The sequence below is a fragment of the Rhizobium sp. P32RR-XVIII genome (genome assembly GCF_012641395.1).
Classification (GTDB): Bacteria; Pseudomonadota; Alphaproteobacteria; order Rhizobiales; family Rhizobiaceae; genus Rhizobium.
Genome location: NZ_JABAIH010000011.1, coordinates 131,568 through 154,345, shown reverse-complemented (window position 1 = coordinate 154,345; position 22,778 = coordinate 131,568). Strand labels below are relative to the sequence as shown.

The window sequence follows — 22,778 nt, the reverse complement described above, 5'->3', positions numbered from 1 at the left end:
TCTGGCATGATTGGTGGCACGCTGGCGCATCTCGCCGGCCTGAAAGAGCTCGGCGACATCGTCCTCTTCGATATCGCCGACGGCATTCCTCAGGGTAAGGGTCTCGACATTGCCCAATCGTCGCCGGTCGAAGGGTTCGACGCCAATCTCACGGGTGCCAGCGACTATTCCGCGATCGAGGGTGCAGATGTCTGCATCGTCACGGCAGGCGTGCCGCGCAAGCCGGGCATGAGCCGCGACGACCTTCTCGGCATCAACCTCAAGGTCATGGAGCAGGTCGGCGCCGGCATCAAGAAGTATGCCCCGAACGCATTCGTCATCTGCATCACCAACCCGCTGGACGCCATGGTCTGGGCGCTGCAGAAGTTTTCCGGCCTTCCGGCAAACAAGGTCGTCGGCATGGCCGGCGTTCTCGACTCCTCGCGCTTCCGTCTCTTCCTCGCCAAGGAATTCAACGTTTCCGTTCAGGACGTCACCGCCTTCGTTCTCGGCGGTCACGGCGACACGATGGTGCCGCTGGCACGCTACTCCACCGTTGGCGGTATCCCGCTGACCGATCTCGTTACGATGGGCTGGGTCACCAAGGAGCGCCTTGAGGAAATCATCCAGCGCACCCGTGACGGTGGTGCCGAAATCGTTGGCCTCCTGAAGACCGGCTCTGCATACTACGCGCCCGCTGCTTCGGCGATCGAGATGGCCGAATCCTACCTCAAGGACAAGAAGCGCGTTCTGCCTTGCGCAGCGCAGCTGACCGGCCAGTACGGCGTCAAGGACATGTATGTCGGCGTTCCGACCGTTATCGGTGCCGGCGGCGTCGAGCGCGTCATCGAGATCGACCTCAACAAGGCCGAGAAGGAAGCATTTGACAAGTCTGTCGGCGCGGTCGCCGGTCTCTGCGAGGCCTGCAGCAACATTGCACCTGCGCTGAAGTAATCGAAACAGGGAAAGACCCCATGAACATTCATGAATATCAGGCCAAGGCTCTCTTGAAGGGCTATGGTGCGCCGGTCGCGAAGGGCGTGCCGATCCTCAAGGTCGAGGAAGCCGAAGCTGCCGCCAAGTCGCTCCCAGGCCCGCTTTACGTGGTCAAGAGCCAGATCCATGCAGGCGGCCGCGGCAAGGGCAAGTTCAAGGAACTCGGCCCCGATGCCAAGGGCGGCGTGCGTCTCGCCAAGTCGATCGACGAAGTCGTCGCTCATGCCAAGGAAATGCTCGGCAACACGCTGGTTACCGCGCAGACGGGCGAAGCCGGCAAGCAGGTCAACCGCCTCTACATCGAAGACGGTGCCGACATTGCCCGCGAACTCTATTGCTCGCTGCTGGTCGATCGCTCGGTCGGCCGCGTTGCCTTCGTCGTATCGACGGAAGGTGGCATGGACATCGAAGCTGTCGCTCACGACACGCCTGAGAAGATCCATACGATCGCCATCGATCCGGAAGCCGGCGTGACGGCTGCCGACGTTGCCGCGATCTCCAAGGCTCTCGAACTGACTGGCGCTGCCGCTGAAGATGCCAAGGCGCTGTTCCCGGCGCTTTACAAAGCCTTCAACGAAAAGGACATGGCTCTCCTCGAGGTCAATCCGCTGATCGTCATGAAGGACGGTCACCTGCGCGTTCTCGACGCGAAGATGTCCTTCGACGGCAATGCGCTCTTCCGCCACGACGATGTCAAGGCGCTGCGCGACGAGAGCGAAGAAGACTCGAAGGAAATCGAAGCGTCCAAGTGGGACCTCGCCTACGTTGCTCTCGATGGCAACATCGGCTGCATGGTCAACGGTGCCGGTCTCGCCATGGCGACGATGGACATCATCAAGCTCTACGGCAAGGAGCCGGCGAACTTCTGTGACGTCGGCGGCGGCGCCGGCAAGGAGAAGGTTGCCGCAGCCTTCAAGATCATCACCGCCGACCCCAAGGTCGAAGGCATTCTCGTCAACATCTTCGGCGGCATCATGCGTTGTGATGTCATTGCCGAAGGCGTTGTCGCGGCCGTGCAGGAAGTCGGTCTGAAGGTTCCGCTCGTCGTTCGCCTCGAAGGCACCAATGTCGAGCTCGGCAAGAAGATCCTCAACGAGTCTGGTCTGGCGATTACCGCGGCTGACGATCTTGACGATGCGGCGAAGAAGATCGTCGCGGCGATCAAAGCTTAATCTGGAAGGACCGGAAAGAATGTCTATCCTCGTCAACAAAGACACGAAGGTCCTCGTTCAGGGCCTGACCGGCAAGACCGGCACCTTCCACACCGAACAGGCGCTCGCCTATTACGGCACCAAGATGGTCGGCGGTATTCACCCGAAGAAGGGTGGCGAATCGTGGTCGTCGGGCGTCGACGGCACGGCGCTGCCGATCTTCGCGACCGTTGCCGAAGCCAAGGAAAAGACCGGCGCCGAAGCGACCGTGATCTATGTTCCGCCGGCAGGCGCAGCCGATGCGATCATCGAGGCGATCGAAGCCGAGATCCCGTTCATCACCTGCATCACCGAGGGCATCCCGGTCATGGACATGGTGCGGGTGAAGGCAAAGCTCGACAAGTCCAAGTCGCGCCTGCTCGGCCCGAACTGCCCGGGCGTTCTGACGCCGGAAGAATGCAAGATCGGCATCATGCCGGGCTCGATCTTCCGCAAGGGTTCGGTCGGCATTGTCTCCCGCTCCGGCACGCTGACCTACGAAGCCGTGTTCCAGACCTCCAACGAAGGTCTCGGCCAGACGACGGCTGTCGGTATCGGCGGCGATCCGGTCAAGGGCACCGAGTTCATCGACGTGCTCGAAATGTTCCTCGCTGACGACGCCACGCAGTCGATCATCATGATCGGCGAAATCGGCGGCTCGGCAGAAGAAGATGCGGCGCAGTTCCTCAAGGACGAAGCCAAGAAGGGCCGCAAGAAGCCGATGGCCGGCTTCATCGCCGGTCGTACGGCTCCGAAGGGCCGCACGATGGGCCATGCCGGTGCCGTGGTTTCCGGTGGCAAGGGTGACGCAGAATCGAAGATCGCCGCCATGGAATCGGCCGGCATCCGCGTCTCGCCGTCGCCGGCCCGCCTTGGCAAGACACTGGTTGAAGTCCTGAAGGGCTAAGCCGACATATAGACCCGGGCGGTGGATGGCATCTGCATCCGCCGCCCGGCGCAAGAACGTTTACGCAGATGTGCCGCGGACAGGCGGCAAATTGGAATGCGGCAGCCGGTATCGGCCGGCAAATTCATCAAAGTCAGGAGGCGGACGAAGAGCGTCCGCGTAAGACCATGGCACGGCAAGAAGCCAACGAGCAGTTTCAGATCACCTCGTTTCTGGATGGCGCCAATGCTGCCTATATCGAGCAGCTCTACGCACGCTACGAAGAGGACCCGACGTCCGTAGACGATCAATGGCAAGCCTTCTTCAAGGCGCTGGATGACAACCCGAATGATGTGAAGAAGGCGGCCAAGGGCGCTTCCTGGCGTAAGAAGAACTGGCCCGTCCAGCCCCGCGGGGATCTGGTGTCGGCACTCGACGGCGACTGGGGCACGGTCGAGAAGATCATCGAAACCAAGGTCAAGGCGAAGGCCGAAGCCGCGGGCCAGCCGACTGACGGCGCCGATGTTCTCCAGGCGACGCGCGATTCCGTACGCGCCATCATGATGATCCGTGCCTATCGCATGCGCGGCCATCTGCATGCCAAGCTCGACCCGCTCGGCATCGCGGCACCGGTCGAAGACTACAAGGAGCTTTCACCGGAGGCCTACGGCTTCACACCTGCCGACTACGACCGCAAGATCTTTATCGACAACGTACTCGGTCTCGAATACGCGACTATTCCGCAGATGATCGAGATCCTCGAGCGGACCTATTGCTCGACGCTCGGCGTCGAGTTCATGCATATGTCCAACCCGGAAGAAAAGGGCTGGGTTCAGGAGCGCATCGAAGGGCCGGACAAGGGTGTTGCCTTCACCGCAGAAGGTAAGAAGGCGATCCTTGCCAAGCTCGTCGAAGCCGAAGGCTACGAGCAGTTCCTCGACGTCAAGTTCAAGGGCACCAAGCGTTTCGGCCTCGATGGCGGTGAATCGCTGATCCCCGCGCTTGAGCAGATCCTCAAGCGCGGTGGCAGCCTCGGCCTCAAGGAAGCCGTCTTTGGCATGGCTCACCGCGGGCGTCTGAATGTGCTTTCGCAGGTCATGGGCAAGCCGCACCGCGCCATCTTCCACGAATTCAAGGGTGGTTCCTACGCGCCTGACGAGGTCGAAGGTTCGGGTGACGTCAAGTACCATCTCGGTGCATCGTCCGACCGCGAATTCGACGGCAACAGGGTGCACGTTTCGCTGACGGCAAACCCGTCACACCTTGAGATCGTCGACCCGGTCGTGATGGGTAAGGTCCGTGCCAAGCAGGACATGAGCGCGACCGTCTGGGACGGCGACGTCATTCCGCTGACCGAGCGTGCCAAGGTTCTGCCGTTGCTGATCCACGGCGACGCGGCCTTCGCCGGCCAGGGCGTCATCGCCGAAATTCTCGGTCTGTCGGGGCTTCGTGGGCACCGCGTTGCCGGCACGATGCATGTCATCATCAACAACCAGATCGGCTTTACGACGAACCCGGCCTTCTCCCGTTCGTCGCCCTATCCGTCCGACGTAGCGAAAATGATCGAAGCGCCGATCTTCCACGTCAACGGCGACGATCCGGAAGCTGTCGTCTACGCCGCGAAAATCGCGACCGAATTCCGGATGAAGTTCCACAAGCCGGTCGTGGTCGACATGTTCTGCTACCGCCGGTACGGCCACAACGAAGGCGACGAGCCGTCCTTCACGCAGCCGAAGATGTACAAGGTCATCCGTGGCCATAAGACGGTTCTGCAGATCTATGCCGATCGTCTCGTCTCCGAAGGCCTCGTCAGCGAAGGCGAAGTCGAGAAGATGAAGGCCGACTGGCGCGCGCATCTCGAGCAGGAATTCGACGCCGGCCAGAGCTACAAGCCGAACAAGGCCGACTGGCTGGATGGTGAGTGGTCGGGCCTGCGCACGGCCGACAATGCCGACGAACAGCGCCGTGGCAAGACGGCGGTTCCGATGAAGACGTTGAAGGATATCGGCCGCAAGCTTTCGGAAATTCCGGAAGGTTTCCATGCGCACCGCACCATCCAGCGCTTCATGGAAAACCGCGCCAACATGGTCCAGACGGGCGAGAACCTCGACTGGGCGATGGCCGAAGCGCTCGCCTTCGGTTCGCTGGTGGTCGAAGGCCACAAGATCCGCCTCTCCGGTCAGGATTGCGAACGCGGCACCTTCTCGCAGCGTCATTCGGTTCTCTACGATCAGGAGACGGAAGAGCGCTATATCCCGCTTGCGAACCTGTCGCCCAACCAGGCCCGTTACGAAGTCATCAACTCGATGCTTTCGGAAGAAGCGGTGCTCGGCTTCGAATACGGCTATTCGCTGGCTCGCCCGAATGCGCTGACCCTCTGGGAAGCCCAGTTCGGCGACTTCGCCAACGGTGCGCAGGTCGTCTTCGACCAGTTCGTTTCGTCGGGCGAACGCAAGTGGCTGCGCATGTCCGGTCTCGTCTGCCTGCTGCCGCATGGCTACGAAGGTCAGGGTCCGGAGCACTCTTCGGCTCGCCTCGAGCGCTACCTGCAGCTTTGCGCCGAAGACAACATGCAGGTCGCCAACGTCACGACGCCGGCGAACTACTTCCACATCCTGCGCCGCCAGCTGAAGCGTGACTTCCGCAAGCCGCTGATCCTGATGACGCCGAAGTCCTTGCTGCGCCACAAGCGGGCAGTGTCGAGCCTTGCCGAACTTGCCGGTGAGTCCTCCTTCCATCGTCTGCTCTGGGACGATGCCGAGGTCATCAAGGATAGCCCGATCAAGTTGCAGAAGGACAACAAGATTCGCCGTGTCGTCATGTGCACCGGCAAGGTCTACTACGACCTTCTGGAAGAGCGCGAAAAGCGCGGCATCGACGATGTCTATCTGCTGCGCGTCGAACAGCTCTATCCGTTCCCGGCAAAGGCGCTCATCAACGAGCTCTCGCGCTTCCGGAACGCCGAGATGGTCTGGTGCCAGGAAGAGCCGAAGAACATGGGTGCTTGGTCGTTCATCGACCCGTATCTGGAGTGGGTGCTCGCCCACATCGATGCGAAGTATCAGCGCGTCCGTTACACCGGGCGTCCGGCTGCCGCTTCGCCGGCAACAGGCCTGATGTCCAAGCATCTGTCGCAGCTCGCCGCATTCCTCGAGGATGCGCTGGGCGGCTAAGAACGGGGGGCGCGATGGCCTATTTCTTCATGAGATTGGTTCCGCCGCGCCCCACTTTCCCGCATGACGGGACCGGAGAGGAAATGGCGGCGATGAAACGCCATGCCGAATATTGGCACCAGAACGCACAAGCAGGATCGGCAGTTGTCGTCGGTCCCGTCTTCGAAGGCGAGGGAGCCTGGGGCATGGCGGTCGTCTCGGTCGAGGATGAGGAGGCCGCTAAGGTGCTAGCCGACGCTGATCCGATCATCCGCTCCGGCTTCGGTTTCCGCTTCGAAATTTTGCCGATGCCCTCGATCATTCTCCGGCCATCTGCTGCCGGAAACGCATAGAACGAAAACAAGCAAATCAGGATTTGAACAATGGCCACAGAAATCCGCGTTCCAACTCTCGGTGAATCCGTCAGCGAGGCAACCGTCGGCACCTGGTTCAAGAAGGTTGGCGACGCCATCAAGGCCGACGAGCCGATTGTTGAGCTCGAAACCGACAAGGTGACCATCGAAGTGCCGGCGCCGGCCTCCGGTACGCTGTCCGAAATCGTTGCTCAGGCAGGCGAAACCGTCGGTCTCGGCGCGCTGCTCGGCCAGATCACCGCAGGTGCCGGCGCTGCCGCTGCCCCGGTTGCTGCCGCCCCGGCCGCCGCTCCGGCGAAGGTTGCCGAACCCGCACTTGCCGGCGCTGCTGCTCCGGCTCCTGCCGCTCAGCCTGCTGCCCCGTCGTCCATGCCGCCGGCCCCGGCTGCTTCGAAGATGCTCGCTGAGAACAATCTCTCGGCCGATCAGGTCGAAGGCAGCGGCAAGCGCGGCCAGGTCCTGAAGGGCGACGTCATTGCCGCTGTCGCCAAGGGCATTTCCGCTCCGGCTGCCTCGGCGCCGGCTGCAGTCCCTGCGGCTCCGCGCGGTCCGTCGACCGTCGAAGATGCCGGCCGCGAAGAGCGCGTGAAGATGACGCGCCTGCGCCAGACGATCGCCAAGCGCCTCAAGGACGCACAGAACACCGCCGCCATGCTGACCACCTACAACGAGGTGGACATGAAGGCGGTCATGGATCTGCGTGCCAAGTACAAGGACGTCTTCGAAAAGAAGCATGGCGTGAAGCTCGGCTTCATGGGCTTCTTCACCAAGGCCATCACCCACGCGCTGAAGGAACTGCCGGCGGTCAACGCCGAGATCGACGGCACCGATATCATCTACAAGAACTACTGCCACATCGGCATGGCCGTCGGCACGGACAAAGGCCTCGTCGTCCCGGTCATCCGCGATGCCGACCAGATGTCGATTGCTGAAGTCGAAAAGGACCTGGCACGCCTGGCAAAGGCAGCCCGCGACGGTTCGCTGTCGATGGCCGACATGCAGGGCGGCACCTTCACGATCACCAATGGCGGCGTTTACGGTTCGCTGATGTCCTCGCCGATCTTGAACGCTCCCCAGTCCGGTATCCTCGGCATGCACAAGATCCAGGACCGTCCGGTTGTCGTCGGCGGCCAGATCGTTATCCGTCCGATGATGTATCTCGCACTCTCCTACGATCACCGTATCGTCGACGGCAAGGAAGCCGTGACCTTCCTCGTCCGCGTCAAGGAAAGCCTGGAAGATCCGGAGCGTCTGGTCCTCGACCTCTAAGAGGAATTGGAGGGCCGCTCGCGCGGCCCTCGTTCTTCCGGCAAGGAGTGCCTTATGACGCTTGGAGTTCAGGCAAGGGGCAATAGCTCGCTTCGCATCGCGACGCTTAGGCGGCGAATGACGGCGCTGGCCGTGCCGCTCTTCCTGTGCGCGACAGCGGGTGCCGCGCTGCCGGCCGACTGCAAGCAGTCGAATGCCGTTTATGCCGATCGCGACGGCGCTTACGAGCTTCGTTTTTCGCCGCTCGAATCCGATGCTGCTGCGGCAAGCAATCAGTTCAAGATCAGTGTGCAGAAGACGTCGTTGGTCCTGGATGGCTATGTGATGCCATCGGAAGATCCGGACCGTGCGATCGGCATCGTCATGTTCAACTGCCCGAGTGGCGATGTGACGGGTGACGATCTTGATGCCTGCACGGTCTGGCAGGGGCCGGTCTATGGCGTCAGCGCGGCAGGCCAAGTGGATAATCTTCAGGCGGAGTCGGCCGGCGCGGCGGACAGGATCGTGCTGCCGGGTCTCGGTCCGGCGATCCGCGAGTCCTCGATCTGGGGTGAGGGCAAGGCAACCATCGCGCCTTGGGACGTCATGACATTCAAGGAATGTGCAAAATGAGCGAAGCGCCCGTTCTGCTGGTTACCGGCGGAAGCCGCGGCATCGGTGCCGCTGTCTCAAAGCTTGCGGCCAGGCAGGGCTGGCGAGTTGCCGTCAATTACGCCTCGAACAAAGCTGCCGCGGACGCCGTAGTCGATGCGATTTCGGCGGATGGCGGAGAGGCGCTTGCCGTAAGAGCCGATGTCGGCAATGCGGATGATATCGTCTCGATGTTCGAAACCGTCGATCGCCATTTCGGCCGCCTCGACGGGCTGGTGAACAACGCCGGCATCGTCGACGTTGCTCAACGGGTCGATGAGATGAGTGTCGACCGTATCGAGCGGATGATGCGCGTCAATGTGACGGGCTCCATTCTCTGCGCGGCGGAAGCCGTGCGCCGCATGTCGCGCAAACATGGTGGCAGCGGGGGAGCTATCGTCAACATTTCGTCGATGGCAGTCATCATCGGCTCCCCATCGCAATATGTCGACTACGCGGCCTCGAAGGCAGCGATCGACACGTTCACGATCGGGCTGGCCCGCGAAATCGCCACCGAAGGTGTTCGCGTCAATGCGATCCGCCCGGGAATCATCGATACCGATATTCATGCCTCGGGCGGACTGGCGGATCGCGCGCGAGACATGGCGCCGAACATTCCGATGCAGCGGCCGGGAACGGCTGAAGAAGTCGCAGATGCAGTTCTCTACCTTCTGTCTCCCGCGGCCTCCTACGTCACGGGCTCGATCCTCAATGTGAGCGGCGGGCGTTAGGCGGCAAAGGAAAAAGGATGCAACGTCTTCTCTCTGCCGGCGTCCGGATCGCCATCCTCAAATCCGTCCGCGTTCGCTTTGTCAGCGGCGAATGGTTCAACTGCATCCCCGTAACAACGCCTGTCAGTTTTGGTTTCCGGCTCGCGCCTGCCTGCGCCGCCGGCCAATGAAATAACGCAAAGGAAAAGAAGCAATGTCCTATGATGTGATCGTTATCGGAACCGGCCCCGGCGGCTATGTCGCTGCCATCAAGGCGGCACAGCTTGGCCTCAAGGTCGCCGTCGTCGAAAAGCGCGCGACCTTCGGCGGCACCTGCCTCAACGTCGGCTGCATCCCGTCCAAGGCGCTGTTGCACGCCTCCGAAATGTTCCATCAGGCTGGCCATGGTATGGATGCGCTTGGCATCGAAGTCGCGGCACCCAAGCTGAACCTCGGAAAGATGCTGGCGCACAAGGATGCGACCGTGAAGTCGAACGTCGACGGCGTTGCCTTCCTCTTCAAGAAGAACAAGATCGATGCCTTCCAGGGCACCGGCAAGATCGTTTCGGCCGGCAAGGTTTCCGTCATCGGCGACGACGGCAAGGTGCAGGAAATCGAAGGCAAGAACATCATCATCGCCACCGGCTCGGATGTCGCCGGCATTCCGGGTGTCAAAGTCGATATCGACGAGAAGGTGATCATTTCCTCGACGGGTGCGATCGCGCTCGAGAAGGTGCCGGAAACGATGATCGTTGTCGGCGGCGGCGTGATCGGCCTTGAGCTCGGTTCCGTGTGGTCGCGCCTCGGCGCCAAGGTCACCGTCGTCGAATTTCTCGACACGATCCTCGGCGGCATGGACGGCGAAGTCTCCAAGCAGTTCCAGCGCATGCTCGCCAAGCAGGGCGTCGACATCAACCTGAGCTCGAAGGTGACGGGCGTCGAAAAGGGCGGCAAGGGTGCGAAGGTGACGTTCGAGCCGGTCAAGGGCGGCGATGCCCAGACGCTCGAAGCCGAAGTCGTTCTGATCGCGACCGGCCGCACGCCTTACACAGCCGGCCTCGGCCTGGAAGAAGCAGGCGTGAAGCTCGACGGCCGTGGCCGCGTCGAAATCGACGGTCACTTCCGCACGAACGTTCCCGGCATCTATGCGATCGGTGACGTCGTGAAGGGCCCGATGCTGGCGCACAAGGCGGAAGACGAAGGCGTTGCCCTGGCGGAAATCCTCGCCGGCCAGCATGGCCATGTGAATTATGACGTCATCCCGAGCGTCGTTTACACGCAGCCGGAAGTCGCCTCCGTCGGCAAGACCGAGGAAGAGCTGAAGGCCGCTGGCGTCGCCTACAAGATCGGCAAGTTCCCCTTCACGGCAAACGGCCGCGCCCGCGCCATGCTCGCGACGGACGGCTTTGTGAAGATCCTGTCGGACAAGGAAACGGACCGGGTTCTCGGCGGCCATATCGTTGGTTTTGGTGCCGGCGAAATGATCCACGAGATCGCGGTGCTGATGGAATTCGGCGGTTCCGCGGAAGACCTAGGCCGGACCTGCCACGCGCATCCCACGATGTCGGAAGCCGTCAAGGAAGCGGCTCTCGCCACCTTCTTCAAGCCGATCCACATGTAATATTAAATTTCGGCAATATGCGATCGGCCGCTTGTCTCTGGACAGGCGGCCGTTTTACTTTTGAATTGTTCTAATCTTGTCGGGAAGCCAATGCGATCTCATGTCGTTCGATCTTACAGCCTGCCCCAGCGCCTGGTGCATTGGACCATGGCGCTGCTCATATTCTATAACCTTCTCTTTCCGGACGGCATGAACGCTTGGCACCGGGTGATCCGGCATGGCGGCACCCCATCGCCCGAGCAGATCGCCTCGGCCAATGTGCACGCCTATATCGGTATTTCGATCCTTGTTCTGGCTGTGCTGCGCGTGTGCCTGCGCCTGTTCCAGGGCGCACCGCTGGAGATTGCCGAAGAGCCAGCCATCTTTCGCCTTGCGGCAAAGGCTGCGCATGTTACGCTCTATGCGCTGATCTTCGCGCTGCCGCTTACGGGTATGGCGGCCTATTATTTCGGTGTCGATATTTCCGGCTCCATCCATGCGGAAATTCTCAAGATGATCCTCTGGGCGCTGATCGCCGCACATGTAGCCGGTGCGCTCGCACACCAGTTCTACTGGAAGACCAATGCAGTTCGACGGATGACGGTCGGTTAGTTCACGGCCGTGACCGTGAAGCCCTGCTTGCGCAGCAGTTCGATCACGCCGCCCTCGCCGGGGAGGTGAAGCGCGCCGACGGCCATGAAGACATTCCCGCCGGCGAGTATGGGCGCGGCGCGCTCGGCCATCACTTTGTTGCGGTCGAGGATGACGCGCTGCTCGAAGGCGGCATAATCGCTATCCTCGTCCGCGCCGTCGGGTGAAACGGTTTTGAGCATCGGGATCGTCATTCCGATGTCTCCGGAGAGATAGAGATCGGTCATCGTCTCAACGACGTCGTTCATCTTGGCGCCGAGCTCGAGCGTTTCGATCAGCGATTTCAGATGGAATTCGACCGGAAGTTCCGCCATTGCCTGCAGTTGCTCGGCCAGCGTTTCAAGCCCCTTCACCTGCTTGCCTTCGGCAGCGGCGTCGGCGGCGATCTTCTGGTCGAGGAATTGCACGCCCTTGGCCTTCCGCGAGATCTCGCAGGCGGGGAGGGCGACGGCGCTGGCGATCATCCAGGGCCGCATACGCGAGACGGCAGCGAGCGGAATTCCACGTTGCTTCAGGCCGGCGTCGAGACGGGCGTAATCTTCCGGCGAAAGAAGTTTTTCGATCGTCGTGCCATCCGTGAACATCGTGAGGTCCGGCCGCGCCAGGAGAGCGGCCGCCGCCTTCTTCTCATTCAGAATCTCGTCGGATTCGATGATGATCGTGTCGGCACCGTCATGCGCCGCCTGGGCATAGGGCGGCAGGTTCAGCACCCGTGGATCGGTGACATGCATGCTGCCGAGCAACCAGGACGGCTTCAAACCGGGCTTTTCAATCTTCCAGAAAATGCCCTTGCCGTTCGGCGTCGCATCGGCTTCCTTGACGACTTCCGCGTAACGGGCGGGATCGTTCTGTTGCAGCTCGGTCAGCAAGTTCTTGCCGGTGCATGCGTCGTCGGCAGCCTGTGCCTGAGACACCGAAAGGAGCACGGCGAAAAGAGCGGCTGCGAGCAGCATATGGAAGGCGGCAATCAGCCAAAGCAGGATATTGCCGGGTGCTGGGACATGCAGGCTTCGGTGGCCGATCGAGATCGTCATGATGGTGTTCCGGTCACAGTAACGAGGCTAAAGCTCTACGCCTTGTCTCGCGCATATTCCTTTAAGAGAATGCGTTAACAAAAGATTATGCCCTTGGATGGGCGCGATCGTAAACTTCCAGCAAGCGTGATGAGTCGACGCCGGTATAGACCTGGGTCGTGGAGAGGCTTGCATGGCCGAGCAGTTCCTGGATAGTCCTGAGATCGCCACCGCCAGCCAAAAGATGCGTCGCAAAGGAATGCCTCAGCGCATGCGGGGTCGCCGTTTCCGGCAAGCCGAAGGCTCCGCGCATACGCTGCATCGTGCGCTGGATGATCGCAGCCTGCAGCTTGCCGCCCCGTGCGCCGCGGAAGAGCGGTGCCGCGCTATCAAGATGATACGGGCAGATCGATCGGTATTTTTGAACGGCTTCAACAACGATGGGCAGCAACGGGACGAGGCGGGTCTTGTTGCCCTTGCCGGTGATGCGCAATGCCGTGGTGCCGGGCTGCAGAGTGTCCCCGGTCAGGTCGAGAGCCTCGGAAATGCGCAGGCCGCAGCCATAGAGCAGGGTGAACACGGCGGCATCGCGCGCAGCGATCCATGGTTCCTCGTGAAGCTGCGCCTCGTTGCTGGCAACCGTGATCGCCTGGTTGTCGGAAAGCGGCTTCGGCAGCGATTTCGGCTGCTTCGGCGAGCGGACTGCGTTCGCGCCCGCGGCATTCACCAGTCCTTTCTTTTGTAGATAGCGCAACAGCGAGCGAAGGCCGGCGAGGTTGCGGCCAAGTGATCGGGCGCCGGAGCCTTCCTTGCGGCGCGCAGCCAGGAAGGCGCGGAAATCGGCAGGGCGGAGAGCCTCGATGTCCTTCAGGGTGGCGGGGCCGCCGAGATGGCCGGTCAGGAAGGTGAGAAATTGGCGGCTGTCACGCTCGTAAGCATCGAGGGTGTGTTCCGAAAGGCGCCGTTCGCTCTTCAGGTTTTCCAGCCAGGCGCTACGTTCCGCCATCAGGCGCGGGTCGGCGATAATCAGGAGTTCGTTCACGGCGCTGGCCTTGATTTTGCTATTGCCTTGGCCAATTTTGAGGGGCGACCAGTTAGGGAATTGCTAATATCGGCGAAGCGGTTGTCATGCATCCATCATAATAGGTTGCGATAGCTGCTCCGAACGAGACAGGACTTTGCATGGCACGGCGCCAATCCACGACGGCTTTCGGACAGCTCGCGGAAGCGATCGCTCTGGTTTCCCACGGCAATCCCGGCCACATCGTCGATACACTGATCGCGGAACGCGGGCAGCGCATTGTCCGCAATCCGCTTTGGCCGGTGATGCGGCCCTTTCTCTACACGCTTCTGCGTTACAACAAGGCTCTTCAATTCGCCAATGATGTCGCGAACAAGCCTGGTTTCCAGTGCTTCGAATATATGAGCAATCTGCTCACCCTGGATATCCAGGTCAGGAATGCCGAGCGTATCCCTGCCTCCGGCGGTTTCATTCTGGTCAGCAACCATCCGACCGGCATCGCCGACGGTGTTGCAGTCTTCGATCTGTTGAAGAACCGCCGCCCGGACATGATGTTCTTCGCCAACCGTGATGCCGTGCGCGTCAATCCGCGCTTTGCCGAAATGGTTATCCCCGTGGAATGGCGGGAAGAGTACAAGTCGAAGCTCAAGACCCGCGAGACGCTGCAGCTGACGAACCATGCAGTGAAGCAGGGAAAGGCAACCGTATTGTTTCCCTCGGGCCGCATCGCCTATTGGGCCAATGGCCGGTTGAACGAGAGGCCGTGGAAGAGCTCGGCCATCAGCCTCGCCCGCAAATACAACCTGCCGATTTTGCCGGTGCATATGAAGGCCCGCAATTCCGGCCTTTTCTACTGGTTCGCCAAGTGGTCGACGGAACTCCGCGACATGACGGTGTTTCACGAGCTTCTCAACAAGCGCGGCGACCTCTTCGATTTCATCATCGGCGACCTCATTCCTGTCGAGCGGCTCGAAGGAGACATCAACGAAGTGACGAAGGCATTGGAAACGCACACGGTGTTCGATCTGATCAAAGATGGCGATGCACAGTTTAAGCCTGTCAGCGCCTCCGTTGTCAGCGCCGAACCAGTCGCCGTTTAGGTCCTGACTCTCGTTCTCTTTATGGTTCCATTTTGCGGCCGTTGCGGGCATGGTCACGCCCGATGAGCACAGATTCTTCCGATCTCTTTGGCGCGCTATTCGATGCACCACCCGTGAACCGTACGGTTCCGGTTCTCGTCCCCATGCCGGCGCCGAAGGCATACTCCTACTCCGTACCCGAAGGCATGGCGGTCGAACCCGGCTCGGTCGTGCAAGTGCCGCTCGGGCCGCGGCAGGTGATCGGCGTTGTCTGGGACGGCGGCGACGAAGGGGTCGATCCGAAGAAGCTCCGGCCGATCACGCATGTTTTCGATTGCCCGCCGCTCACCAAGGAAATGCGGGATTTCATCGACTGGGTTGCGGCATATACGCTGTCGCCGCCCGGCCTTGTCGCCCGAATGGCGCTTCGTGCTCCAAATGCGTTTGAGCCGGAGCCTATGGTGGAGGGGTTGCGCTTCAGCGGCGGCGAGCCGGAACGCATGACGCCTGCGCGAGCGCGGGTGCTCGAGACGGCAGCGGACGGCATTTCCTGGACGCGGTCGGGCCTTGCGCACGCGGCTGGCGTTTCGCTCAGCGTCGTGGATGGTCTCGTCAGCCACGGCCTGTTCGAGACGATCTTCCTGCCACCGCCGCCCGTGGTCGCAAAACCAGATCCGGATTTTGCGCCGTCGCGCCTGGAAGGGCCGCAAAAGGCTGCAGCCGAAGAGATTCTGACCGAGGTCAGAAAGGGTGAATTTGCGGTCTCGCTGATCGACGGCGTCACGGGCTCGGGCAAGACCGAGGTCTATTTCGAGGCGATAGCCGAGACGCTGAGACAAGGAAGGCAGGTGCTGATCCTGCTGCCCGAAATCGCGCTGACGGCGAGTTTCCTCGAGCGCTTTCAGGACCGCTTTGGCGCAAAGCCGGCCGAATGGCACTCCGATCTTGCGCCGCGCATGCGCGAAAAGGTCTGGCGACAGGCGGTCACCGGCGAGGTCCGGGTCGTTGCTGGGGCAAGATCGGCCCTGTTTCTGCCGTTCGAAGACCTGGGCCTCATCGTTGTCGACGAGGAGCACGATCCGGCCTACAAACAGGAAGACCGCGTCTACTACAATGCACGCGACATGGCTGTCGTGCGCGGGCGTATCGGCGATTTCCCGGTCGTTCTGGTGTCGGCGACGCCTTCTGTCGAAAGTCAAGTGAACGGCCAGAGCGGACGCTATAGCACCATTCATCTACCGACACGTTTTGGTGACGCGGCGTTGCCGGATCTGCACCTCGTCGACATGCGGCGGCACGCCCCGGAAAGGGGCGGCTTTCTCTCGCCTGTCTTGATCCGGGCGATCGGCAAGACCATCGAGAAGAAAGAACAGGCGCTGCTCTTCCTCAATCGTCGCGGCTACGCCCCGCTCACGCTCTGCCGCGTTTGCGGTCATCGTTTCCAGTGCCCGCAATGTTCGAGCTGGCTCGTCGAGCATCGTTTCCGCAGCCAGCTCCAATGCCATCAGTGCGGCCATACGGAGCGGACCCCCGAGGCCTGCCCGGAATGCGGAACGCTTGACCATCTCGTCGCTTGCGGGCCGGGAGTCGAGCGCATCGCCGAAGAGGTCGAGCGGCATTTCCCCGAGGCACGGACGATCGTGCTTTCCTCCGACATCATGGGTGGCGTCAAACGCCTGCGTCTGGAGCTTGATGCGATTGCCAAGGGCGAAGCCGATATCGTCATCGGCACGCAGCTTGTCGCCAAGGGGCATAACTTTCCGCTCATGACCCTGGTCGGCATCGTCGACGCCGATCTCGGTCTTGCCAACGGCGATCCGCGCGCGGCAGAAAGAACCTTCCAGCTTCTTTCGCAGGTGACGGGCCGTGCAGGGCGAACAGGTCTGAAGAGCCATGGGTTGTTGCAGACCTACCAGCCGCAGCATCCCGTCATGCAGGCGATCGTCTCCGGCGATGCGGGCGCCTTCTATGAACGCGAGATCTCCGAGCGGGAACGCGCAATTCTGCCGCCTTTCGGACGGCTCGCTTCGATCATCGTTTCGGCTGAAACCAGGCATGATGCGGAAAACCACGCTCGCGGCGTGCGCAATGCAGCCCCGCAGGTCTCAGGCATTTCGGTCCTCGGACCGGCCGAAGCGCCGCTGGCGCTGGTCCGGGGCCGCTACCGCTTCCGCCTGCTCGTCCACGGACGGCGGAATTCCGACATGCAGGCTTTTCTGCGGACCATGCTCGCCCAGGCGCCGAAAGAGCGAGGCTCGGTCCATGTCCAGCTCGACATCGATCCGCAGAGCTTCCTGTGAACGACACTAGCGCCGCCCGCCCGTCGCCCAATCATTCAACTTGCCGCGATGTCTTGCCACCGTTTCCTAACAGCTGGCTTCGTGCCATAAGTCGCCCCAATCATTCAGTGATTTGGGGCTGATTCATGGAGTTTTATTTTCCGGAGACGTTTGGCGAGCAGCTCGCTTTCTGCGCCGCCGCATTCACGGCTCTCGCCGGTTTCGTGATCATGTTCGCACCCGGCTACGCGATGCGGCTTTTCGGTCTGCAGCCCCGCGGCGAGCGTCGGGATGGGTTCGCCGAGCAGCGCTCCATCGGCGGCTTCTATCTCGGCTTCGGCCTTTCGGCGATCATGCTGGCGCAGGACTTCATCTACATGGCGCTCGGCGCGGCTTTCGCGATGGCGGCTTTCGCCCGGGTCGTCTCCCTCCTTTCCGATAAGGGGAGTACGGCGCTCAATTATTTACTTTTGGTTGTGCAAGTCGCTCTTGCGGCACTGCCGCTCGGATATTCCTTCGGCTTCTTCGCAACGTAGATTATGGTGCTGCGGACCGTTTGCTCACAGCAATTTGGGCCATTTTTCGATTTTCCGACAGAAAATCATTCGAAAGGCACATTCGGACGTTACGCGTGTTGCGAGTCCCGATATCCTATGTTAGACGGACCCCGAATTTCGAAAGAGGTGAGAGGCTTCTCTTGCGCTTTCCGGGGGAAATCAAAAGCGAATTCAAGTGCATGGGCCAATTTACGCCCGTGGCAGGATTCTTGAACTGAAATAGGGGAATTTGTGCCCGTGGCAGACACGTCCCAGCTTACTTCTGGTGTTGCAGAACGCTATGCCTCGTCGCTGTTCGAACTGGCGCTTGAGGAAGGTGCCGTCGAGAGCGTCACGAGGGATCTCGACCGTTTCCAGGCGATGCTGGACGAGAGCGATGATTTGAAGCGCTTCGTTTCAAGCCCTGTCTTTTCGTCCGACGATCAGCTGAAGGCGATCGTTGCCCTCAACGAGAAAGCCGGCTTCGGCGGCTTCTTCGCCAATTTCCTGAAGGTCCTGGCGCGCAACCGCCGCCTCTTTGCCCTTCCGGGCATCATCAGGGCCTTCCGCATCATCGCGGCCAATCAGCGTGGTGAAATTTCTGCCGAGGTCACCTCGGCCCATGCGCTTACTCCAGCGCAGGAAACCGAATTGAAGGCGGCGCTGAAGGGCGTCACCGGCAAAGACGTGGCGATTGCCGTCACGGTTGATCCGTCAATTCTTGGTGGTCTGATCGTCAAGGTCGGGTCCCGTCAGATTGATACGTCGCTTCGTACCAAACTTTCTACCCTCAAGCTTGCATTGAAAGAGGTTGGCTGATGGACATCCGCGCCGCGGAAATTTCCGCAATTCTCAAAGATCAAATCAAAAATTTCGGCAAAGAGGCAGAAGTCTCGGAAGTCGGCCAGGTGCTTTCTGTCGGTGACGGTATTGCTCGCGTTTACGGTCTGGACAATGTTCAGGCAGGCGAAATGGTCGAGTTTCCGGGCGGCGTCCGCGGCATGGCGCTGAACCTCGAATCCGACAACGTCGGTGTCGTTATCTTCGGTTCGGACCGTGACATCAAGGAAGGCGACGTCGTCAAGCGGACCGGCGCCATCGTCGACGTTCCGGTTGGTCCGGAGCTGCTCGGCCGCGTCGTCGACGCTCTCGGCAACCCGATCGACGGCAAGGGCCCGATCAATGCGACCCGCCGCTCGCGCGTCGACATCAAGGCTCCAGGCATCATTCCGCGCAAGTCGGTTCATGAGCCGATGTCGACCGGTCTCAAGGCCATCGACGCACTCATCCCGGTCGGCCGCGGCCAGCGCGAACTGGTCATCGGCGACCGCCAGACCGGCAAAACCGCGATCATTCTCGACACGATCCTGAACCAGAAGGCCATCCACGACTCTGGTCCAGAGGGTGAGAAGCTTTACTGCGTCTACGTTGCCGTCGGCCAGAAGCGCTCCACGGTTGCCCAGTTCGTCAAGGTTCTCGAAGAGCGCGGCGCCCTGAAGTATTCGATCATCGTTGCTGCGACGGCTTCCGATCCGGCTCCGATGCAGTATCTCGCGCCGTTTGCCGGCTGCACCATGGGCGAATATTTCCGCGACAACGGCCAGCATGCCTTGATCGGCTACGACGACCTGTCCAAGCAGGCTGTTTCCTACCGTCAGATGTCGCTGCTGCTGCGCCGTCCGCCGGGCCGCGAAGCTTATCCGGGCGACGTCTTCTACCTGCACTCGCGTCTCCTCGAGCGCGCTGCAAAGATGAGCGACGCGGCTGGCGCCGGTTCGCTGACCGCTCTGCCGGTCATCGAAACGCAGGGCAACGACGTTTCGGCCTTCATTCCGACCAACGTGATTTCGATCACCGACGGTCAGATCTTCCTCGAGACCGACCTGTTCTATCAAGGCATCCGTCCGGCTGTTAACGTCGGTCTGTCGGTTTCGCGCGTCGGCTCCGCCGCACAGATCAAGGCGATGAAACAGGTTGCCGGCTCGATCAAGGGCGAGCTCGCCCAGTATCGCGAAATGGCCGCCTTCGCCCAGTTCGGTTCGGACCTCGATGCTGCGACACAGCGCCTGCTGAACCGTGGTGCCCGCCTGACCGAACTCCTGAAGCAGCCGCAGTTCTCGCCGCTGAAGACGGAAGAGCAGGTCGCGGTTATCTTCGCCGGCGTCAACGGCTATCTCGACAAGCTTCCGGTCGCTCAGGTCGGCAAGTTTGAACAGGCTCTGCTGTCGTATCTCCGCTCTGAAGGCTCGGCCATCCTCGACACGATTCGGACGGAAAAGGCGATCAGCGACGACACCCGGAGCAAGCTCACCGCTACTCTCGACACGTTCGCGAAGTCTTTTGCCTGATCGAACTCAATTAGGACGGACAACGGATGCCTTCACTTAAGGATCTGAAAAACCGGATTGCCTCGGTCAAGGCGACGCAGAAGATCACCAAGGCGATGAAAATGGTCGCCGCGGCAAAGCTTCGGCGTGCGCAGGAGGCGGCCGAGGCCGCTCGGCCTTATTCGGAGCGCATGGCGGCGGTTCTTTCGAACATCGCTAGCGCGGTTACCGATGCCGATGATGCACCCGCACTCATGACCGGTACTGGCAAGGATCAGGTTCATCTGCTCGTTGTCTGCACCGCCGAGCGTGGCCTCTGCGGCGCTTTCAATTCGCAGATCGCGCGTTTCGCGCGCGATCATACTCGCAAGCTCGTTGCCGAAGGCAAGACCGTCAAGATCTTTACCGTCGGCAAGAAGGGCTACGACATTCTTCGCCGCGAATTTTCCTCGCTCATCGTCGAGCGCAAGGAACTTCGTGACGTGAAGCGCGTCGGGTTCGAGAATGCCGACCAGATCGGCAAGCGTGTCATCGAGATGTTCGAAGCCGGCGAGTTCGACGTTTGCACGTTGTTCTACTCCCAGTTCAAATCGGTCATTTCGCAGATTCCAACGGCTCAGCAGCTGATCCCGGCTTCCGCCCCGACTGGCGTCGTCGAGGATGCTGAACATGCGGGCGCGGTTTACGAATACGAGCCGGATCCGGCATCGATTCTGAGCGAATTGATCCCGCGCAACATCTCCGTCCAGATTTTCCGCGCGCTCCTTGAGAATGTCGCCGGCGAAATGGGCGCCAAGATGAGCGCTATGGACAACGCGACACGCAATGCCGGTGAGATGATCAACAAATTGACGCTCAGCTACAACCGCCAGCGTCAGGCTCAGATCACCAAGGAACTCATTGAAATCATTTCGGGCGCCGAAGCGCTCTGAGGCTAGAGAAAGAGGGTAAGAAAATGGCTAGGGCAGCTACCCCGAAGGCGGCAGCGAAGACCGCCGCTATGAAGACCGCCACAGGCTCTGTCGGCAAGGTCACACAGGTTATCGGCGCCGTCGTCGACGTTGCTTTCGAGGGCGAACTGCCGGCGATTTTGAACGCGCTCGAAACGACCAATGCAGGCCACCGCCTGGTTCTCGAAGTCGCTCAGCACCTCGGTGAGAACGAAGTCCGCACGATCGCCATGGACTCGACCGAAGGTCTCGTACGCGGTCAGCAGGTCGCCGATACCGGCGCTCCGATCTCCGTTCCGGTTGGTCCGGAAACGCTTGGCCGTATCATGAACGTCATCGGCGAACCGGTCGACGAAGCCGGTCCGCTGGTCACGGCCACGAAGCGCGCGATCCACCAGGATGCGCCGGCTTACGTGGATCAGTCGACGGAAGCGCAGATTCTCGTTACCGGCATCAAGGTCGTCGACCTTCTGGCGCCTTACGCCAAGGGCGGCAAGATCGGCCTCTTCGGCGGTGCAGGCGTCGGCAAGACCGTTCTCATCATGGAACTGATCAACAACGTCGCCAAGGCGCATGGTGGTTACTCGGTCTTTGCAGGTGTGGGCGAACGTACCCGCGAAGGCAATGACCTCTACCACGAAATGATCGAATCCGGCGTGAACAAGCACGGCGGCGGCGAAGGCTCGAAGGCAGCCCTAGTTTACGGCCAGATGAACGAACCGCCGGGCGCCCGCGCACGTGTGGCTCTGACCGGTCTGACGGTTGCGGAAAACTTCCGTGACCAGGGCCAGGACGTGCTGTTCTTCGTGGACAACATCTTCCGCTTCACCCAGGCCGGCTCGGAAGTGTCGGCTCTGCTCGGCCGTATTCCTTCGGCCGTCGGTTATCAGCCGACGCTCGCAACGGACATGGGCCAGATGCAGGAGCGTATCACGACCACGACGACCGGCTCGATCACCTCGGTTCAGGCGATTTACGTTCCGGCCGACGACTTGACCGACCCGGCTCCGGCAACCTCGTTCGCCCACCTGGACGCAACGACGGTTCTGTCGCGTTCGATCGCTGAAAAGGGTATCTACCCGGCTGTCGACCCGCTCGACTCCACCTCGCGCATGCTCGACCCGATGGTGGTCGGCGAAGAACACTACGAGATCGCTCGTAAGGTCCAGTCGACGCTGCAGCGCTACAAGTCCCTGCAGGACATCATCGCGATCCTGGGCATGGACGAGCTCTCCGAAGAGGACAAGCTGTCCGTTGCCCGCGCCCGCAAGATCGAGCGCTTCCTGTCGCAGCCGTTCTTCGTTGCGGAAGTCTTCACCGGCTCGCCGGGCAAGCTGGTTGCTCTCGAAGACACGATCAAGGGCTTCAAGGGCCTCGTCAACGGCGAGTATGACGACCTGCCGGAAGCAGCCTTCTACATGGTCGGCTCGATCGAGGAAGCCATCGAGAAGGCCAAGAAGCTGTCCGCAGCCGCTTGATGAACGAAGCTGATCACGAGGTTTTCTGCTGCGACTCCCTGAGGGAAGTCGTGGCAGAACTTCCCGCCCCGGCAGCGCCGACCGTTTACAGGGCGGACAACGGCGTGCTGATGATGGTGGTGGGCCTGGTCCAGACTGAGGAAGGTCTCGGATATCTCGATCAGGCAATACTGCATTGCCCGTTCTGTGGGACCAAACTGCAAGATGCAAAAGCCATAGCCGAGAAGGTGAATCACTGATGGCTGACAATTTCAATTTTGAACTCGTATCTCCGGAGCGCATACTTCTGTCGGAGATGGTGACGGAAGTTGTCATTCCGGCAACCGAGGGCGACATGACCGTTATGGCGCACCACGCCCCGACGATGACGACCATTAAGCCGGGCATCGTCAGCGTGCGCTCCCGCGACGGCTCCAAGCAGGACTACGTCGTTTTCGGTGGCTTCGCGGACATTCTGCCGACAGGCTGCACGCTGCTTGCGGAATCTGCCGTTGCGATCGAGGATTTGCGCAAGGACGAGCTCACCCGCCGCATCGAGACCGTGAAGGCGGAACTCGAGGATGCCCTCTCCGAGGAACACAGGTCGAGGCTCGAGCATCTGATCATGGAACTCTCGCATCTGCGCGGCGTCGTAGAGGAGTGATCTCAATCACCGGAA

Annotated in this window: 22 protein-coding genes; 20 read left to right on the top strand and 2 right to left on the bottom strand. The window is 61.0% G+C overall.

From position 1 onward, the window contains the following. The 11 genes from mdh to HGP14_RS25645 all read left to right on the top strand — a co-directional run. A partial coding sequence (mdh, locus tag HGP14_RS25695; protein ID WP_246704578.1) for a malate dehydrogenase occupies positions 1 to 933 on the top strand: 933 nt, incomplete at its 5' end. Positions 934 to 953: 20 nt separating this feature from the next. Continuing rightward, entirely contained in the window at positions 954 to 2,147 is a 1,194-nt protein-coding gene (gene sucC, locus HGP14_RS25690) for an ADP-forming succinate--CoA ligase subunit beta (protein WP_168832701.1), read from the top strand. 19 nt (positions 2,148 to 2,166) lie between these two features. Continuing rightward, a complete protein-coding gene (gene sucD / locus HGP14_RS25685; protein ID WP_168832700.1) occupies positions 2,167 to 3,072 on the top strand; it encodes a succinate--CoA ligase subunit alpha in 906 nt (301 codons plus the stop codon). A gap of 167 nt (positions 3,073 to 3,239) precedes the next feature. Next, on the top strand, positions 3,240 to 6,224 hold the full coding sequence (locus tag HGP14_RS25680) for a 2-oxoglutarate dehydrogenase E1 component (RefSeq protein WP_168832699.1): 2,985 nt from the start codon (positions 3,240 to 3,242) through the stop codon (positions 6,222 to 6,224). 14 nt (positions 6,225 to 6,238) lie between these two features. Further along, entirely contained in the window at positions 6,239 to 6,556 is a 318-nt protein-coding gene (locus tag HGP14_RS25675; RefSeq protein ID WP_168832698.1) for a YciI family protein, read from the top strand. Between the two features lie 30 nt (positions 6,557 to 6,586). After that, a complete protein-coding gene (gene odhB, locus HGP14_RS25670; protein ID WP_168832697.1) occupies positions 6,587 to 7,846 on the top strand; it encodes a 2-oxoglutarate dehydrogenase complex dihydrolipoyllysine-residue succinyltransferase in 1,260 nt (419 codons plus the stop codon). Positions 7,847 to 7,963: 117 nt separating this feature from the next. Then, positions 7,964 to 8,458 (top strand): hypothetical protein, encoded by a 495-nt coding sequence (locus HGP14_RS25665; protein WP_246704581.1) that lies wholly within the window; start codon positions 7,964 to 7,966, stop codon positions 8,456 to 8,458. Beyond that, positions 8,455 to 9,207 carry an SDR family oxidoreductase gene (locus HGP14_RS25660; protein ID WP_168832695.1) on the top strand — a complete coding sequence of 251 codons (753 nt, stop codon included), beginning with the start codon at positions 8,455 to 8,457 and terminating at the stop codon, positions 9,205 to 9,207. The genes HGP14_RS25665 and HGP14_RS25660 overlap by 4 nt, the downstream gene beginning before the upstream one ends. Positions 9,208 to 9,224: 17 nt before the next feature. Beyond that, positions 9,225 to 9,377, top strand: a complete 153-nt coding sequence (locus tag HGP14_RS25655; RefSeq protein WP_168832694.1) for a hypothetical protein — start codon at positions 9,225 to 9,227, stop codon at positions 9,375 to 9,377. A 23-nt stretch (positions 9,378 to 9,400) separates the two neighbouring features. After that, positions 9,401 to 10,807: a dihydrolipoyl dehydrogenase gene (gene lpdA, locus HGP14_RS25650; RefSeq protein WP_168832693.1), complete on the top strand. Its 1,407-nt coding sequence runs from the start codon at positions 9,401 to 9,403 to the stop codon at positions 10,805 to 10,807. Positions 10,808 to 10,897: 90 nt separating this feature from the next. Continuing rightward, positions 10,898 to 11,398: a cytochrome b gene (locus HGP14_RS25645; protein WP_168832692.1), complete on the top strand. Its 501-nt coding sequence runs from the start codon at positions 10,898 to 10,900 to the stop codon at positions 11,396 to 11,398. Here HGP14_RS25645 and HGP14_RS25640 read toward each other — a convergent pair. Both HGP14_RS25640 and HGP14_RS25635 read right to left on the bottom strand, forming a co-directional pair. Beyond that, a complete protein-coding gene (locus tag HGP14_RS25640; RefSeq protein ID WP_168832691.1) occupies positions 11,395 to 12,471 on the bottom strand; it encodes a TraB/GumN family protein in 1,077 nt (358 codons plus the stop codon). The two genes, HGP14_RS25645 and HGP14_RS25640, sit on opposite strands and share 4 nt — an antisense overlap. 85 nt (positions 12,472 to 12,556) lie before the next feature. After that, positions 12,557 to 13,492, bottom strand: coding sequence for a tyrosine recombinase XerC (locus tag HGP14_RS25635; protein ID WP_168832690.1), 936 nt, complete (start codon positions 13,490 to 13,492; stop codon positions 12,557 to 12,559). A gap of 140 nt (positions 13,493 to 13,632) precedes the next feature. Between HGP14_RS25635 and HGP14_RS25630 the strand changes: the two genes are divergently transcribed. The 9 genes from HGP14_RS25630 (at position 13,633) to HGP14_RS25590 (ending at position 22,763) form a co-directional block, all read left to right on the top strand. Further along, positions 13,633 to 14,571 (top strand): GNAT family N-acetyltransferase, encoded by a 939-nt coding sequence (locus tag HGP14_RS25630; protein WP_168832689.1) that lies wholly within the window; start codon positions 13,633 to 13,635, stop codon positions 14,569 to 14,571. A 62-nt stretch (positions 14,572 to 14,633) separates the two neighbouring features. After that, positions 14,634 to 16,850, top strand: a complete 2,217-nt coding sequence (locus tag HGP14_RS25625) for a primosomal protein N' (RefSeq protein ID WP_168832688.1) — start codon at positions 14,634 to 14,636, stop codon at positions 16,848 to 16,850. Between the two features lie 125 nt (positions 16,851 to 16,975). Beyond that, entirely contained in the window at positions 16,976 to 17,365 is a 390-nt protein-coding gene (locus HGP14_RS25620) for a DUF4345 domain-containing protein (RefSeq protein WP_168832687.1), read from the top strand. Positions 17,366 to 17,617: 252 nt separating this feature from the next. Then, positions 17,618 to 18,184 carry a F0F1 ATP synthase subunit delta gene (locus tag HGP14_RS25615; RefSeq protein ID WP_168832686.1) on the top strand — a complete coding sequence of 189 codons (567 nt, stop codon included), beginning with the start codon at positions 17,618 to 17,620 and terminating at the stop codon, positions 18,182 to 18,184. Next, positions 18,184 to 19,713 (top strand): F0F1 ATP synthase subunit alpha, encoded by a 1,530-nt coding sequence (gene atpA / locus HGP14_RS25610; RefSeq protein ID WP_168832685.1) that lies wholly within the window; start codon positions 18,184 to 18,186, stop codon positions 19,711 to 19,713. The genes HGP14_RS25615 and atpA overlap by 1 nt, the downstream gene beginning before the upstream one ends. Before the next feature lie 26 nt (positions 19,714 to 19,739). Then, positions 19,740 to 20,624 (top strand): F0F1 ATP synthase subunit gamma, encoded by an 885-nt coding sequence (locus tag HGP14_RS25605; RefSeq protein ID WP_168832684.1) that lies wholly within the window; start codon positions 19,740 to 19,742, stop codon positions 20,622 to 20,624. 23 nt (positions 20,625 to 20,647) lie between these two features. Continuing rightward, on the top strand, positions 20,648 to 22,120 hold the full coding sequence (gene atpD, locus HGP14_RS25600; protein WP_168832683.1) for a F0F1 ATP synthase subunit beta: 1,473 nt from the start codon (positions 20,648 to 20,650) through the stop codon (positions 22,118 to 22,120). Beyond that, complete coding sequence (locus tag HGP14_RS25595) at positions 22,120 to 22,359, top strand: hypothetical protein (RefSeq protein WP_168832682.1); 240 nt, start codon at positions 22,120 to 22,122, stop codon at positions 22,357 to 22,359. The genes atpD and HGP14_RS25595 overlap by 1 nt, the downstream gene beginning before the upstream one ends. Beyond that, positions 22,359 to 22,763: a F0F1 ATP synthase subunit epsilon gene (locus HGP14_RS25590; protein ID WP_168832681.1), complete on the top strand. Its 405-nt coding sequence runs from the start codon at positions 22,359 to 22,361 to the stop codon at positions 22,761 to 22,763. The genes HGP14_RS25595 and HGP14_RS25590 overlap by 1 nt, the downstream gene beginning before the upstream one ends. Positions 22,764 to 22,778: the final 15 nt, after the last annotated feature.

What these genes read in the sequence shown, in the direction of transcription:
- atpD (WP_168832683.1), top strand. Translation starts at nt 20,648, where the DNA reads ATGGCTAGGGCAGCTACCCCGAAGGCGGCAGCGAAGACCGCCGCTATG.
- HGP14_RS25680 (WP_168832699.1), top strand. Translation starts at nt 3,240, where the DNA reads ATGGCACGGCAAGAAGCCAACGAGCAGTTTCAGATCACCTCGTTTCTG.
- HGP14_RS25640 (WP_168832691.1), bottom strand. Translation starts at nt 12,471, where the DNA reads ATGACGATCTCGATCGGCCACCGAAGCCTGCATGTCCCAGCACCCGGC.
- HGP14_RS25660 (WP_168832695.1), top strand. Translation starts at nt 8,455, where the DNA reads ATGAGCGAAGCGCCCGTTCTGCTGGTTACCGGCGGAAGCCGCGGCATC.
- HGP14_RS25655 (WP_168832694.1), top strand. Translation starts at nt 9,225, where the DNA reads ATGCAACGTCTTCTCTCTGCCGGCGTCCGGATCGCCATCCTCAAATCC.
- lpdA (WP_168832693.1), top strand. Translation starts at nt 9,401, where the DNA reads ATGTCCTATGATGTGATCGTTATCGGAACCGGCCCCGGCGGCTATGTC.
- HGP14_RS25675 (WP_168832698.1), top strand. Translation starts at nt 6,239, where the DNA reads ATGGCCTATTTCTTCATGAGATTGGTTCCGCCGCGCCCCACTTTCCCG.
- HGP14_RS25605 (WP_168832684.1), top strand. Translation starts at nt 19,740, where the DNA reads ATGCCTTCACTTAAGGATCTGAAAAACCGGATTGCCTCGGTCAAGGCG.
- HGP14_RS25645 (WP_168832692.1), top strand. Translation starts at nt 10,898, where the DNA reads ATGCGATCTCATGTCGTTCGATCTTACAGCCTGCCCCAGCGCCTGGTG.
- HGP14_RS25595 (WP_168832682.1), top strand. Translation starts at nt 22,120, where the DNA reads ATGAACGAAGCTGATCACGAGGTTTTCTGCTGCGACTCCCTGAGGGAA.
- sucD (WP_168832700.1), top strand. Translation starts at nt 2,167, where the DNA reads ATGTCTATCCTCGTCAACAAAGACACGAAGGTCCTCGTTCAGGGCCTG.
- sucC (WP_168832701.1), top strand. Translation starts at nt 954, where the DNA reads ATGAACATTCATGAATATCAGGCCAAGGCTCTCTTGAAGGGCTATGGT.
- odhB (WP_168832697.1), top strand. Translation starts at nt 6,587, where the DNA reads ATGGCCACAGAAATCCGCGTTCCAACTCTCGGTGAATCCGTCAGCGAG.
- atpA (WP_168832685.1), top strand. Translation starts at nt 18,184, where the DNA reads ATGGACATCCGCGCCGCGGAAATTTCCGCAATTCTCAAAGATCAAATC.
- HGP14_RS25665 (WP_246704581.1), top strand. Translation starts at nt 7,964, where the DNA reads ATGACGGCGCTGGCCGTGCCGCTCTTCCTGTGCGCGACAGCGGGTGCC.
- HGP14_RS25625 (WP_168832688.1), top strand. Translation starts at nt 14,634, where the DNA reads ATGAGCACAGATTCTTCCGATCTCTTTGGCGCGCTATTCGATGCACCA.
- HGP14_RS25590 (WP_168832681.1), top strand. Translation starts at nt 22,359, where the DNA reads ATGGCTGACAATTTCAATTTTGAACTCGTATCTCCGGAGCGCATACTT.
- HGP14_RS25620 (WP_168832687.1), top strand. Translation starts at nt 16,976, where the DNA reads ATGGAGTTTTATTTTCCGGAGACGTTTGGCGAGCAGCTCGCTTTCTGC.
- HGP14_RS25630 (WP_168832689.1), top strand. Translation starts at nt 13,633, where the DNA reads ATGGCACGGCGCCAATCCACGACGGCTTTCGGACAGCTCGCGGAAGCG.